A 14,540-nucleotide genomic window follows, 5' to 3' on the forward strand; every position below is an offset into this window, starting at 1 on the left:
GCCCGGACCTCTGGGGCCGGGCGGCGCGCAGGCCCCTGTCGGATGCGTTCGGGCGTGGTACTGCACCTTGCGGCGGGACTGCATACGCAACCCGCCCCGAACGGCCGGCTGCACGATCACCCAGGAGTATCCACATGGATTCGCACCATCCGCCAAGCACCCTCGTCACCAACGTCGGCTCGCTGGTCACCAACGACCCCGTCCTCGGCGAAGGTCCGCTCGGCCTTCTCACCGACGCCGCGCTCCTCATCGACGGGACCGACATCGCCTGGGTCGGCCCCGCCGCCCATGCTCCGGCGGCCGACGAGCAGGTGGACGCCGACGGCCGGGCCGTGATTCCCGGCTTCGTCGACTCCCATTCCCACCTCCTCTTCGCCGGGGACCGCAGGGCCGAGTTCAACGCCCGCATGTCGGGGCGCCCGTACTCGGCCGGCGGCATCCAGACCACCGTCGACGCCACCCGCCCCGCCCCCGACGACCACCTGCACGCGACGCATCCGGCCTACCGCCCGGGGGTGCCGCTGGTGTCGGCGGTCTGGCGAGCGGGCCGTCGGTACGAAGGGGTTCGTCACGGTGGATGACCAGCCGGCCGCCAGTGTGCACAACAGCGTCGGCCAGTTGCGCGCCGACGCCTGGAGTTCGCTGGCGGACCTCACCCACCAGCTCTCGGACCAAGGCGCGGACGCGCATCCGCGAGCAGCCGGGCGGATCGAGGAGCTGTTCCGGCTGCTGGCACCTATCGAAAATTGCTGGGCCTTCCCCGGTACGGCCGGGCTCGAGGAGCTTTGCCGGCTGTATGAGAACGGGGAGCACCAGCACTTGGCCAGGCGCACCGAGGACCTCAACCGCGCACTGGGCAGCGACAGCCACCGCAACACCACATCCTCCGCGACTGCCCCCATGGCCTCCTCAGCGGCGCCCAGGGAGCTCGGCGACGATGAGACGGCGCAGGACCCAAACACCCGGCATCAGATGACGAGGCCATACTTCGAAGTCCTCGTCGTCGGCGACCTGGACGCAGCCGAGGAGGAGGCACTCCGCAAGGAGCTGCACCATCTGCGTCGTGCCGAGGACGAGTTCGCGTACGAGATCGTCGTGGCCCCAAGCTTTGACGATGCGGTCATCGCGTCACTCGTGAACTCCAGTGTCCAGGCCGTCGTGATCCGCCACCGGTTCGGCGACCGGTCCCGGCACGACCTGCGGGTGGTGAGGCGCTTCTTCGAAGGCGCCGCGGCAGACCCTGCCTCGGCCGACGTCGCCGAGGAGACCCGGTGGCACAGCGAGGAACGGGCGCAGGCTCTGGGCGACCGGCTGCTCGCGCTCCGTCCTGAGCTGGACTTGTACCTGGTGTCCGAGGCGTCCGTGGAGACGACCGCCGGCCGTCTCAGCCGGTGCTTCCAGCGAGTGTTCCACGCCCGTGAAGGGCTCCTCGAACTGCACCTGACCATCCTGCACGGCATCGCCGAACGCTTCCGCGCACCGTTCTTCACCGCACTGCGCGCCTACAGCCGGCGGCCGACCGGCGTATTCCACGCGCTGCCCATCTCCCGGGGCACCTCGGTGGTCAACTCCCGCTGGATACCGGAGATGGCCCGCTTCTACGGGATGAACGTCCTCCTCGCCGAGACCTCCGCCACCTCCGGCGGCCTGGACTCCCTGCTCGCGCCCGTCGGTCCGCTGCGGGAGGCACAGGACCTGGCGGCCGAGGCGTTCGGCGCCCGGCAGACGTACTTCGTCACCAACGGCACGTCCACCGCCAACAAGATCGTCGTGCAGGCCATGGTGCGGCCCGGCGACATCGTGCTCGTGGACCGCAACTGCCACAAGTCCCACCACTACGGACTGGTGCTGGCCGGCGCCCACGTCGTCTACCTCGACGCCTATCCCCTCGACGAGTACGGCATGTACGGAGCCGTGCCGATAGAGGAGATAAAGCGCAAGCTGCTGATGCTGAAGAAGGAGGGCGTCCTCCACCGCGTCAAGCTGCTCATGCTCACCAACTGCACGTTCGACGGGATCGTCTACAACCCCTCCCGAATGATGGAGGAGTGCCTGGCCCTCAAGCCGGACCTGGCGTTCCTGTGGGACGAGGCGTGGTTCGCCTTCGCCCGCTTCCACCCCGTCTACCGGCGCCGCACCGCGATGGCCGCGGCCCGGGAACTGACCGACCGCTACCGCGACGCCCGGTACGCCGAGGAATACGCCGCCCACCGGGAGCAGCTCGGCGACGACCCGGACGATGAGACGCTCCTCGCCCGCCAGCTGATGCCCGACCCGGAGCAGGTCCGGGTGAGGGTGTACGCCACCCAGTCGACGCACAAGACGCTGACGTCCCTGCGTCAGGGTTCCATGGTGCACGTCTTCGACCAGGACTTCCGCCGCAAGGTGGCGGAAACCTTCCACGAGGCGTACATGACGCACACGTCGACGTCGCCCAATTACCAGATCCTCGCCTCCATGGACCTCGGCCGTCGGCAGGCGGTGCTTGAGGGCTTCGAGCTGGTGCAGAAGCAGCTCGAACAGGCGGGCGTGCTGAGGGACGCCATCGAGCAGCACCCGCTGCTCAGCAAGTACCTGCGTTTCCTCACCACTCCGGAGCTCATCCCGCGGCGCTTCCGCTCCTCCGGGATCGAGCAGCCGCTGCGTACGGGCCTGGCTCGGATGGCTCAGGCATGGGAGAGGGACGAGTTCGTCCTCGACCCCACCCGCGCGACGATGCACATCGGGCTCACCGGTGTCGATGGAGACACCTTCAAGCACGACCTCCTGATGGACCGGTACGGCGTTCAGGTCAACAAGACCACCCGCAACACGCTGCTGTTCATGACCAATATCGGTACGACGCGCAGCGCGGTTGCCTATCTCATCGAGGTGCTCGTCAAGATCACCGAGGATCTGGAGGAGCGCGTCGAGGAGATGAGCCCCCGCGAACGCGCCGCGCACGACCGGATGGTGAACGGTCTGGGCATCGGATCCGCCGCCTTGCCGGACTTCAGCGAATTCCATCCGGCCTTTCGCCCGAGTGCCCGTACGCCTGAGGGGGACATGCGCGCAGCGTTCTTCCTCGCCTACGACGACACCGAGTGCGAGTACCTCTCCGCTCAGGAGATCACCGATGCGGCGGCCGGGGGCCGGCCGGTCGTATCCGCCACGTTCGTCACCCCCTATCCTCCTGGGTTTCCGGTACTTGTTCCGGGCCAGGTGGTCAGCAAGGACATCCTGGCCTACATGGCGGCTCTGGACACCCGCGAGATCCACGGGTACGCCCCGGAGAACGGATACCGGGTCTTCACCCCCGCCGCGCTGGAGGCACGCCTCGCCGGTGCGCGTTAGGCGTGTAACGGGAGCAGCGGTCCGTCCCCTGGGCCTTGGCGGTCCAGGAGACGGGGCTGTGGCATCAGACCAGCAAGGAATTGCATGGCTCCGCAGATTCTGCCTGCTGAGGAGAGAACGCCCGCACCGTGGAAGAACATGGTGGTGTGACCTCGGAGGTTGACGCCTGCCCGGAGGGGGCGGGGCTGCACGATTTCGTATGGCGGGTCAGTGTCGCCGATGTCGCTCACGGCGGACCGTTCTCCGCATTCGAGGGCGTCGAGCGGATCATCACCGTTGTCGGCGAACCGGGTATGGCCCTGACGGTTGACGAGGTCTCACACGTGATGGACGCTCCGCACGAGCCCGTCGTTACCGTTCCTATCCAGTGCGCATGAGTGAGTCCTGGACCCACTGCTGTGTACTGGGCGCATCCCGAACGGTGTTGGATGCGCTGGGTTCCCGTTTTCGCGTCCCGTTCGGTGACGGCTCTCCAGGGGGCCGGTCCGTTGTGGGTGGGCGGGTTCCCTCACGTCCTCGGGTGCCTGGTCCGGCCTGGGCGGTCCGATGCCCCGCACGATCGCTCCGGTCGTGTGGGGGCGGTGCCGTCCGTCGCCGGACCGGGTGTCCGAGGGCGCGTCGTCCGATCGCGATGCCGGCGGCATCGTGACGGGACATCTTTCGGCGTGGGGTGACCAGCGGTTTCTGCCAGTGCTGGGCACCCCACTGGGAGGTGTAGGCGGGGTCGACCGCGACGATCGCGAGGCCCTGTTCGGCGGCCATGGAGACGAGGCGGGCCTTGAGCCTGCCGGTCGGGATGCCGGAGATCAGCTGCCGGAACCGCTTGCGGCGGCCGTGTTTCTCGCGGGTCTTCTCGGTGGTGAAGTCGAGGTCTTCGATGCCGATCGCGGCGACACCGGCCTGCTTGGCCCAGTTGATCAGGCGGGTCAGGGCGTGGCGGAGCTGCGCGTCGCGGTGACCGGCCGAACCGGATAGGTCGTAGGGGAAGCGGTGCGGGTCTCCGATGGGGTTGCCGTGCCGGTCGAGCCGGTAGGCGGCGAAGTGATCGGCGTTGGTGTCGACACCGATCATGCCCCGGGCGCGGGCGGTCTCCAACGGGATGGTCCGGACGACGGGGCGTTGCCAGGATGCGGTGAGGTACCAGCGGCCGCGGTCCACGTCGAGGTGGATGCGGTAGGCGACGGCCCGGTTTGCTCCGATGCGGTCGGTCCACTCCGCACCCCGGTGCGCGAAGCCGATACGGACGGTGAGGATGTACCGGCCGTGCCTGGCATTGGCCAGGTGGGCGAGCGTGACGGGCAGCTTGATGGACACTTCGCCGTCCGAGGTGACGCGGATGGTCTCGTTCCCGAACCGCTTCCCCGACTCGCCGTCAGCGGCGATGAACCAGCGTTCCGCATCCCAGCGTTGCCGCCACTGGTCCTCGGTGAGCCGGGCCCGGGTGAGGTGGTGGCGAGTGTTGAGGAGACGCTTGCCGCCCCGCACCACCCTCACCCGTCCGGCCTGCCGGTCGGCGACAACGGCGGCGTGCCGTGCCTCCAGCGCGGCAAGGCGGCGGGACTTGTAAAACCACTCGCCCTTGGAGCGGTAGCCTCCTGCGGCCCGTTTCGTTCCGGGTTCACCGACCGGGAGGGACAGACGGTGCCGCAGCGTTCTGATCCCGGTTTCCAGTGTCTCGATGTGCGTTGCCTGGCAACGGCGCGCGAGCGCCCATTGATCGTGCGTGGCCTTGGTGATCGCACCGGCGATCCGCGACGACGACTCCTTCGTCAGGTCCCGCTTGCGCGACGCCCAGGTGTCCGCGCTGTGCTTCAGACCGTCCGCGCAGCGAGCCTTGAGATCGCGGGAAGCGAGCGCACCCTGATGCTCACCGACCGCGCGCAGGACTTTCTCGTCCTGGGGCGTGAGGTGCTTGAGACGGTCTCGGATCGCCACCCCGCAAGGCCCGGGCACCACGAAGGATCCGGCCAACTTTCGCACACCACCCACCGCGTCACCCCCTCCCACCAGGCCGGGCACCTGCCATCCAGTCCAACGAGCAGCAGCCGTCAAGGTCACCCTTTCGGACCCAGAACCCCCGTTCCCACCCCACGAACCCGCGAACAGGACTCACTCCCGCTCACCACAACTCACTTCAGCGCAGCAAACCGGCAACAGCTCACAACCCTTGCCGGGCGCTCCGACCTACCCGGCCGCTGACTTGTCAGGCTGGGCCGGGGCCCAGCCTCGTCATGAAAGCCGCGGTCGCCAGGCCGCGGCTTTCGTCGCTTCTCACGGCCTGGCGACCTGTTCAAGGCGGGACGGGTGACCGCCCGCGGGGGTGTTATGTTCGGGCGGTCACTATGCGATGGATCAGGCGGGCGCCGGCGCGGGCCGTGCGCTGGTCCACGTCGAAGTCCGGGTTCAGCTCGGCGATGTCGCAGACGGCGAGCTTTCCGCTTACTGCTATCCGGTGGCAGACGCGCTCGATGACGTCCATCGGCACCCCGTAGGCAGCGGGGGCGCTGACGCCCGGCGCTACCGCGGCGGGGAGCACGTCCAGGTCGATGCTCAGGTGCACGACGTCGCAGCTCGCGAGGAATTCCTCGACGAACCTCTCAGTGCGCGCCAGGTCGAGCAGACCGCACTCGGTGTCCAGCAGATAGCGCACGCCGAGCGTGTCTGCGGTGTGGAACAGCCGCTCCGTGTTGCTCGGCTGGCTGACGCCCAGCACCCAGTAGTTGAGCTCCCGGCCGTGCCGCCTCTCGCTCTGCGCCATCTGCAGGAAGGGCGTGCCGGAGCTGGGCCGGATGTCGTCACGCAGGTCGAAGTGCGCGTCGAGGTTCAGCACCCCCAGCCGGCCGCCCTCGCGCAGCGCCCGTGTCTGTTCCAGCCCGCTGTAGCTGCCGTAGGCGACCTCGTGGCCGCCGCCCAGCACCATCACCAGGTGGCCGCGATCGGCGAGCGCGGCGACGGCATCGCCAAGGCGCTGTTGTCCTGCTTCCAGGACGCCCTCACCGTCCCCAGCGACCTCGATGTCGCCGACGTCGAGCGCTCGCAGAGGCTTCGGCAGCGCCATCGACGCGAGGGCGCGGCGCATGGCGTCCGGGCCGTTCGCGGCGCCCTGCCGACCCTTGTTGCGGCGTATGCCCTCGTCGCTGCGGAAGCCGACGAAAGCGACCTCCCCCGGTGCAGCCTGCTCCGGGTCGAGGTGCACGGCCTTGTGCCAGCGCAGGTTCTCGGTGCCGGGGCCGTCGTCCCGTCCGGTCCACGAGGCGGCCGGGACGTCCGTGTGAACGTGATGGGCTTCCTGACGCGTATGCCTGCCACTCACGCTGCGCCGCCCTCGGTCTCCGTCATCGGGATGCGTACGCCGCGCTCCTTGGCCACCGAGGTGGCGTGCTCGTACCCGGCGTCGGCGTGCCGGATGACGCCCATGCCCGGGTCATTGGTGAGCACACGGGCGAGCTTCTGGGCGGCGAGCTCGGTGCCGTCGGCGATGCAGACCTGGCCGGCGTGGATGGAGCGGCCCATGCCGACGCCTCCGCCGTGGTGGATGGAGACCCAGGAGGCGCCGGAGGAGGTGTTCACCAGGGCGTTGAGCAGCGGCCAGTCGGCGATGGCGTCGGAGCCGTCGAGCATCGCCTCGGTCTCGCGGTACGGGGATGCCACGGAGCCGGAGTCCAGGTGGTCACGGCCGATGGCGATCGGCGCGGACAGCTCGCCGGAGGCGACCATCTCGTTGAACTTGAGCCCGGCGCGGTGCCGTTCGCCGTAGCCGAGCCAGCAGATGCGGGCCGGCAGGCCCTCGAACGCGACGCGCTCGCCGGCCATCTTCAGCCAGCGGTGCAGGTGCTCGTTCTCCGGGAACAGCTCCATGATCGCCCGGTCGGTGGCCTCGATGTCCTTCGGGTCGCCGGACAGCGCGGCCCAGCGGAACGGGCCGAGGCCCTCCTCGAACAGCGGCCGGATGTAGGCCGGCACGAAGCCGGGGAAGGCGAACGCCCGCTGGTAGCCGGCCTTGCGGGCCTCGTCGCGGATGGAGTTGCCGTAGTCGAAGACCTCGGCGCCGGCGTCGAGGAAGCCGACCATCGCCTCGACATGCTTGGCCATCGACGTGCGAGAATGCTCGGTGAAGCTGGCGGGGTCCTTGCGGGCCTGCTCGTGCCACTCCTCCACGCTCACGCCGATGGGGAGGTAGGACAGCGGGTCGTGGGCGCTGGTCTGGTCGGTGACGATGTCGATGGGCGCGCCCCGCTGAAGCAGTTCGGGGAAGACCTCGGCGGCGTTCCCGGCCAGGCCGATGGAGAGCGGCCTGCGGTTGTCGCGGGCCTCGACGGCGAGGCGAAGGGCGTGGTCCAGGTCGTCGGCAGCGATGTCGAGGTAGCGGTGGGCGATGCGGCGCTCGATGCGGGTCGGGTCGCAGTCGACGCAGATGGCCACGCCGTCGTTCATGGTGACGGCGAGTGGCTGGGCGCCGCCCATCCCACCGAGGCCAGCGGTGAGTGTGATGGTGCCCGCCAGGCTGCCGCCGAACTTCTTGCGGGCGACCGCGCCGAAGGTCTCGTACGTGCCCTGCAGGATGCCCTGGCTGCCGATGTAGATCCACGAACCGGCCGTCATCTGGCCGTACATCATGAGCCCGCGGGCCTCCAGCGACCGGAACTCCTCCCAGTTGGCCCAGTCGCCGACCAGGTTGGAGTTGGCCAGCAGCACGCGCGGCGCCCACTCGCTGGTGCGCATCACGCCGACGGGCTTGCCGGACTGCACCAGGAGCGTCTCGTCGTCCTTGAGCGTCTTCAGCGTACGGACGATGGCGTCGTACGCCTCCCGGTTGCGGGCAGCCTTTCCGGTGCCGCCGTAGACGACCAGGTCCTCCGGGTGCTCGGCGACTTCGGGGTCGAGGTTGTTCATGAGCATTCGCAGGGCGCCTTCCTGCTGCCAGCCGAGGCAGTTCAGTTCGGTGCCGCGCGGGGCGCGGACGACGCCCGGGGTTTTGGGGGAAGGGCTGGTCATGTGTACTCCTCACAGAGGGTTCGAGCCGTTGCCCTGCCATGACACGGGAGCGGTGGACGCGGACCCAGCGGCGCCCTCAGAGTTTCTCGGATCCGAGACCCTTCCTTGCCCCCGTGACATCAGCCTCTTCGTGAGGCGGGCCTGTCCCTTAAGATTCGAGTCGGGTACGAGACGGCGGCAACGGAGCGGATGACGAGGACGATGGGTGGCTTGGTCGTGGATCCAGCGGAGCTCGGCCGGTTGTACGAGCGGCACACGGCCGGTTCCGCTCCCGCGTACCACCGCGTCAAGGACCTCGTCGCCCAGCAGATCTCGGACGGCCACTGGCGTGAGGACGACGCCCTGCCGTCGGAAAGTCAGTTCGTCGAGGCACTCGGCCTGTCCCGTATGACGATCAACCGCGCCCTGCGCGAGCTGGCCGCCGAGGGCGTCATCCGGCGGGTCATGGGAGTAGGCAGCTTCGTCGCCCCGAAAAAGGCCAGCTCCGCACTGCTTGAGGTGCACAACATCGCCGACGAGGTGCACCACCGCGGCCACCGTTACGAGGCCCGGGTGCTGTCCGTACGCGAGGAGCAGGCCGACGAGAAGACCGCCGCGCACCTCGGCCTCCGCCAGGGACAGCCGGTCTTCCACTCGCGGGTGGTGCACTACGAGGACGGGGTGGCGCTCCAGCTGGAGGACCGCTACGTCAATCCGGCCTTCGCACCCGGTTATATGGAGCAGGACTTCACCGCGCAGACGCCGTTCACGTTCCTCTCCAAGGTCGCGCCACTGGGCAAGGGCGAGCACATCGTGGAGGCGGTGCTGGCGTCACCGGAGGAGTGCGCGATCCTCGGCATCGGGTCATCCGAGCCGTGCCTGCTGATCCACCGCCGCACGTGGTCACGGGACGCGCTCGTCAGCATCGCGCGGCTGCTGCACCCCGGCTCTCGCTACCGCCTCGAGGGCGCATTTGCCCCGCACTGACGCTCACGCGGCGGCCGCCCCCGCCTCTGTCGTCGGCGCATGACCCGAGACAGCCGCGGTGAGCCGTGCGGCGCCCTGCCGCAGGACATCCCGCACCTGGTCCACGTCGTGCCGGCAGTGGTGGCGGCGCCAGGTGCTGCTGATCGCCGCGACAGGCCGCCCGTTGTGGTCGAACGCCGCCACACCCATCGAACAGAACCCCGGGGTGACCAGTTCGACTTCCTGAGACCAGCCGCGCTCCCGCTCCCGGGCCAGCTCGCCGGCTAGTCCCGGCAGCGTCCGGGGGCCTTTGCCTGTTCGGGTGGTCAAGTCGCCCGGCCGGGGAAAGAGCGCCCGGAGTTGTGCCTCGGATGTATGGGCGAGGATGGCGCGCCCGTTGGCCGTGAGGTGGGCCGGCAGGCGGACGCCGATGTCGGTGACGAGGGCAATGTCGATGTCACCGGACCGGCCTGCGGGCGGCCTTTCCTTGAGCAGGTAGACCGTCTCCGCACCGTGCAGAATCCCCAGGTGCGCCGTCTGGCCCAGGCGCCTCGCGAGGGTACGCAGAATGGGCCGGGCAAGCCGCTCCAGGGGCTCGTGCCGCAGATAGGCGGAGCCCACCTCGAACGAGGTGACGCCCAGCCCGTACGCCTGCTCCGTCGCCACGTAAGTGACGAAACCGCGGTCGGCCAAAACGGTGAGGATGTGGTACGCGGACGAGCGGGGGATGCCCAGATCACGGGCGAGCGTCGCGGCCGGCACCAGGCCGGGGCGCCCGGCGAGATACACCAGCATGTCCAGGGCTCGGCCGACGGCCGGTGACGCGCTCGACGACGCGTTCGGTGACGGCGACGGACCCGGCGTCGACTCGCGTTCACTCATCGGACCACCTCTTGACGTTCCTGTATAGGCAGGAATATACAGGCTGCCATCCGTAGCCGGGAGCTCGGACGACACCGGCGCGGTCGGGACATACGTCGCTCCGTCATGCCTTCCGGCGCACACCCCAAGAGGGAGACACTCCTTTGCGTACTGACACCGCCGGTCTGAGGAGAGGGCTCCGTTCCCGGCACATCCGCTTCATCGCCCTCGGCTCCGCGATCGGCACGGGCCTCTTCTACGGCTCCTCCGAGTCCATCCAGGCCGGCGGGCCCGCAGTTCTTCTGGCTTATCTGATCGGCGGAGCGGCCGTCTTCCTTGTGCTGCGTTCCCTCGGCGAGATGGCCGTGGCATCCCCGAGCGCCGGCTCCTTCGGCGAGTACGCGACCAAGCACCTCGGTCCGCTCGCCGGCTTCACCACGGGCTGGACCTACGCCTTCGAGATGGTCATCGTCTGCATAGCGGACATCACCGCAGTCGGCGTCTACATGGGCTTCTGGTTCCCCGACGTGCCACGGTGGATCTGGGTGCTTGCCGCCGTCCTTCTTATCGGCGCGCTCAACCTCGTCAGCGTCAAGGTCTTCGGGGAGCTGGAGTTCTGGCTCTCCCTGGTGAAGATCGTCGCGATCGTCGCAATGATTCTCGTCGGCATCGCCGTCATCGCCTTCGGTCTCGGCAGCAGCGACGGCCACATGGGTCTGTCAAACCTCTGGAGCAACGGGGGCTTCTTCGCAGGCGGCGCCGACGGGTTCATCATCTCCTTCGCCGTGGTCATGTTCGCCTTCGGCGGCACGGAGATCATCGGCGTCACAGCAGGCGAGGCAGAACACCCGGAGAAGACCATCCCGAGTGCGGTCAACTCCATCCCGCTGCGGATCATCCTCTTCTACGTCCTGACACTCGCCGTGATCATGTCGATCACCCCCTGGCAGAACATCGACGCCTCGGGCAGCCCCTTCGTCGAGATCTTCGCCGGCGTCGGGCTCAAGTCCGCAGCCGCCGTGCTGAACCTCGTTGTCCTCACCGCTGCCCTGTCAGCGATCAACAGCGACATCTTCGCCGCGGGCCGCACAATGTACGGCCTGGCGCAGCGTCGGCAGGGACCCGCGGTCATGCTGCGGGTCACCCGCAACGGCGTGCCGTGGGTAACCACCCTCGTCATGATCGGGGCCCTGCTGTTCGGCGTGCTGATGAACGTCCTCATGCCCGGCAAGATCTTCCTGATCATCTCCTCGATCGCCACATTCGCCACCGTCTGGGTGTGGCTGATGATCCTGCTCACCCAGGTCAAGGCACGGCGGGCGATGTCCGCCGACGAGGCGGCGTCACTGAAGTTCCCTGCACCCTTCTGGCCCTATGGTCAGATCGCCGCCATCGTCTTCATGGCCGCGGTCATGGTCTTGCTCGCCTTCGACGAGAGCACACGCATCGCCCTGGTCGTCGGGGCAGCGTGGCTGGCCCTCCTCGCGGGCGTCCATGTCCTGTGGGTCCGTCCGCAGCGTCCCGTAACGCAGCCCTCGGCCGTCATGGAGAAGATGGTGGACAAGACGCCGGAAGGAGACCTGGCGAATCCGGAGGGACCGGCCGGCGCGCCGCGATGGCAGCCCCCGGCGAACGTCGCGGACGGAGGCCGTCGGCGCTGAGCCCCGGGATCCGGGCCGCAGAGGGCCGTGTCGCTGTTGAAGGTGCGTCACGCCGTGCGGTATGCGGCGGGGGTGACGCCGTAGGTGCGGGTGAACCACCGGGTGAGATGGGCCTGGTTCGCGAAACCGGCCTCGGCGGCCGCCAGCGACGGCGCCATGCCCTCGGCCAGGAGTGCGCGGGCTCGGCGCAACCTCAGATCCCGCTGGTACTCGCTGGGCGCGAAGCCGTACGCCGCGCGGAAGCCGCGGTACGGCGTGAAGCGGCTGCAGCCGGCCGTCCGCGTCAGCTCGTCGGCGGAGATGTTGTCGACGAACCGCTGCCGCAGCAGGTTGCGGGCCCGCGCCATCGCCTCCAGGTCCATGCGGCCCTGCCGGTCCGGCAGAGGCGCGGGCCTCGTCGAGGCGTGACGGCTCAGGGCCAGCACGGCGGCGGTGAGGCGTTCCTCGACGACCAAGCGGGGTGCGTTCTTGGCGACCGCGGTGTGGAGGCGGGCCAGGGCTGGGTTGTCCACGACAGGGGTGCCGAAGAGCGGCAGCCCGGCTGTGCCGGGCGCCGCGTCGGCGAGAACTTTCCGGACGAGATCCTCGCCGAGGTGCAGCATCCGGTAGCGGTAACCCTGATGCACGGCCGACTGTCCGTCGTGCGGCTCGTCCGGATTGAACGCCATGACCAGTCCGGCCGCGCTGACGTGCCGCACGATCGACATGTGCATGATCTTCAAGTCGCCGATCCGCCGGGTCCTGCCGCAGGCCACCCTGGTCGTGGACCACTTCCACCTGGTGCAGCCGCCGCGCCCGGGCGGCACTCACCCGAGGAACGGCAGCAGTACGGTCAGAGCCAACAGCACAGCGAGGACGGGACCCAGTGGCAGGCCGTGGTTGCGCGGTGGACTCTGCTCGATGGGGCGCAGCTCCGGACGGGTGTGCAGCGCGTTGATCTCGTCGGTCATCCGGTTGTACGGCGGGCGCAGTCCCAGTCGGCGTTCCGCCCAGGGCCAGCCGATGCCGGGCAGCTCCCAGGTGTCCTGGTCGCGCACTCGGATCTCGACCGTGCCCTCACGGGTGTAGGCGGCCCCCCGCAGCCGTTCCCACGGTACATGCCGCACCTTCCAGACTCCGGTCAGCCACAGCCCCGCGCTGTCCGCGGTGACCCGCCAGTTGAGCAGGGTGGCCGCCAGGTTGAGCAGCATGAACGGTCCGAAGAAGCCGAGGACGTGCCAGCCGAACCCGTCCGCCAGCAGCGTGTCGGTGACGAACTCGGTCCCCACCACTGCGCAAGCCGTGAAGGCCAGCCCGCCGGCCCTGGCCGCCTTGCCAGGTCCCCAGCGCATCGGCCGGCCGGTGGGTGTCAGGGTCGCGGCCACCTCTGCCACACGGTTGTCCGGCAGCGGCTTGGCGCCGGCGGATTCCTCGATCGCGTGGAGGTTCGGGGCGTGTGCCAGGGGGCCAGGGCCCCTCCTGGGCAACCGGACCGGCCCCCTGGTGCGCGTCACCACCGGGGTCCCCTCTCCGTCGGCCGTGAGGAAGACCAGCTCGCCGCCTTCGCACGGGGCGCCGAACATGACCGCCTCGTGCAGCCGCGTGTCGAAGACCGGGGCGTCCTCGCCCTCCCAGTCCTCCTCGTCGTACTCCCCCTCATCGGGCTGGTCCTCGTCGGGCAGCACCTGCACGAGGAGACAGCTGAAGAGGGGGGTGCTGTCAGAGGCGTCGTCGGCGGCGTAGACCCAAGCCCGTCCGTTGAGATCGACGCGCCCCAGCACCCGCAGAGCCGGCACCGGTCCCCAGCGCAGCGCCGCACTGCGGCGGCGTGCCAGGACGCCCGTCGTGAGCAGCGAGATGCCCGGCAGCCCGGCGGCCAGCGCCAGCAGTTGCCAGCCGACAGCGTCGTACGGCTCGGCGGCCAGGCGCCGCCACCGTCCGTCCTCCAGCACCGTCACCCTGGTCCCGACGGCGTAGTCCTCGGGGAACGCCGCGTCGACAGTGATGCGCCGCGCGTCGTTGGTGCGGACACGGACCGACACGTCGTTCCGGCTGATCACCTCGGCCGCGATGCGCTCCGCCCCAGTGGCATGGCGCTCGTCCTCGCGCACACCGCTCAGGCCCAGGCAGATCGCGCCGGCGGCCACGACGCACAGCATGGCACCGGCTGCGAGGGGGATCGTCCCCCGCCACAGCGGGCCGGCGGGCTCGGGCAACCTGTGCCGTATCCCGGCGGCGGCCCGCTCCACGAGTCGCCGCTGCTCACGCCGGGCGGCCGACCGCGCCCAGGCCGCGGCCCAGCCGAGCGCGAGGACCGCGATCACCGCCATGTTCGCGGCTCGGGACACCTCTCCGGGGGCGGGGAACTGCTCCCACGCCACGAGGACCGCCAGGACCGGCGCGGTGACGAGGGTGAGTTCGGGAAGTCGGGCGAGCCAGTACAGCAGGCCCACGGCCAGGCCCGCCTGCACCATGCCGACCCAGTCGGGACCGCACGGAATCGCATCGCTGCACACCGGTTCCGGATCCGCGCCGATTGCCACGACCAGTGGGACGAGCAGTGCCAGGACGGACCACAACGGCCTCGTCCACGGCGCCAGGCCGGCCTTCCGCCACGCCGCGGCGTCGACGGACTGCCAGTTGGGAATGTCTGCGGGGACGGACCCCGACGGTATCGGAACCGGGCTCTCGGACACCCGAGGATTATGCGGTAGGCCATCGCACCTGTGCCCACCGGCCCTCACCAGCAGGACCGGGCTCCCCTGA

Annotated in this window: 10 protein-coding genes and 1 pseudogene; 5 read left to right on the forward strand and 6 right to left on the reverse strand. The window is 69.4% G+C overall.

What is annotated here, in order from left to right; genetic code table 11:
- Positions 1–134: 134 nt before the first annotated feature.
- The 3 genes and pseudogenes from ACNPQM_RS31990 to ACNPQM_RS32000 form a co-directional block, all read left to right on the forward strand.
- Positions 135–506 (forward strand): annotated as a pseudogene (locus ACNPQM_RS31990) (amidohydrolase family protein); the annotation flags it as partial.
- A gap of 67 nt (positions 507–573) precedes the next feature.
- Positions 574–3,333, forward strand: a complete 2,760-nt coding sequence (locus ACNPQM_RS31995; RefSeq protein ID WP_418086688.1) for an aminotransferase class I/II-fold pyridoxal phosphate-dependent enzyme — start codon at positions 574–576, stop codon at positions 3,331–3,333.
- 146 nt (positions 3,334–3,479) lie between these two features.
- Entirely contained in the window at positions 3,480–3,710 is a 231-nt protein-coding gene (locus tag ACNPQM_RS32000; RefSeq protein WP_418086689.1) for a HutD family protein, read from the forward strand.
- Here the strand turns inward: ACNPQM_RS32000 and ACNPQM_RS32005 are convergent.
- The 3 genes from ACNPQM_RS32005 to hutU form a co-directional block, all read right to left on the reverse strand.
- The gene (locus ACNPQM_RS32005; RefSeq protein WP_418086690.1) at positions 3,694–5,322 is read right to left on the reverse strand and encodes an IS200/IS605 family accessory protein TnpB-related protein; all 1,629 of its coding nucleotides are present in this window, start codon (positions 5,320–5,322) and stop codon (positions 3,694–3,696) included. The genes ACNPQM_RS32000 and ACNPQM_RS32005 overlap by 17 nt on opposite strands.
- A gap of 334 nt (positions 5,323–5,656) precedes the next feature.
- The gene (gene hutG / locus ACNPQM_RS32010) at positions 5,657–6,646 is read right to left on the reverse strand and encodes a formimidoylglutamase (RefSeq protein WP_418086691.1); all 990 of its coding nucleotides are present in this window, start codon (positions 6,644–6,646) and stop codon (positions 5,657–5,659) included.
- Complete coding sequence (gene hutU / locus ACNPQM_RS32015; RefSeq protein WP_418086692.1) at positions 6,643–8,328, reverse strand: urocanate hydratase; 1,686 nt, start codon at positions 8,326–8,328, stop codon at positions 6,643–6,645. Before hutU ends, hutG begins: the two co-directional genes overlap by 4 nt.
- A 216-nt stretch (positions 8,329–8,544) precedes the next feature.
- Between hutU and hutC the strand changes: the two genes are divergently transcribed.
- Positions 8,545–9,294 carry a histidine utilization repressor gene (gene hutC / locus ACNPQM_RS32020; RefSeq protein WP_418086693.1) on the forward strand — a complete coding sequence of 250 codons (750 nt, stop codon included), beginning with the start codon at positions 8,545–8,547 and terminating at the stop codon, positions 9,292–9,294.
- Between the two features lie 3 nt (positions 9,295–9,297).
- Here hutC and ACNPQM_RS32025 read toward each other — a convergent pair whose 3' ends face one another.
- On the reverse strand, positions 9,298–10,155 hold the full coding sequence (locus ACNPQM_RS32025; RefSeq protein ID WP_418086694.1) for an IclR family transcriptional regulator: 858 nt from the start codon (positions 10,153–10,155) through the stop codon (positions 9,298–9,300).
- 143 nt (positions 10,156–10,298) lie between these two features.
- Here ACNPQM_RS32025 and ACNPQM_RS32030 point away from each other — a divergent pair, with 143 nt between their 5' ends.
- A complete protein-coding gene (locus ACNPQM_RS32030; RefSeq protein WP_418086695.1) occupies positions 10,299–11,795 on the forward strand; it encodes an amino acid permease in 1,497 nt (498 codons plus the stop codon).
- A gap of 47 nt (positions 11,796–11,842) precedes the next feature.
- Here the strand turns inward: ACNPQM_RS32030 and ACNPQM_RS32035 are convergent, their stop codons facing one another.
- Together ACNPQM_RS32035 and ACNPQM_RS32040 are read right to left on the reverse strand one after the other, a co-directional pair.
- Positions 11,843–12,502, reverse strand: a complete 660-nt coding sequence (locus ACNPQM_RS32035) for a helix-turn-helix domain-containing protein (protein ID WP_418086696.1) — start codon at positions 12,500–12,502, stop codon at positions 11,843–11,845.
- A gap of 99 nt (positions 12,503–12,601) precedes the next feature.
- Positions 12,602–14,470 (reverse strand): hypothetical protein, encoded by a 1,869-nt coding sequence (locus ACNPQM_RS32040; RefSeq protein WP_418086697.1) that lies wholly within the window; start codon positions 14,468–14,470, stop codon positions 12,602–12,604.
- Positions 14,471–14,540 lie beyond the last annotated feature (70 nt).

The sequence above is a fragment of the Streptomyces sp. NPDC056231 genome (assembly GCF_048270745.1).
Lineage (GTDB): Bacteria > Actinomycetota > Actinomycetes > Streptomycetales > Streptomycetaceae > Streptomyces.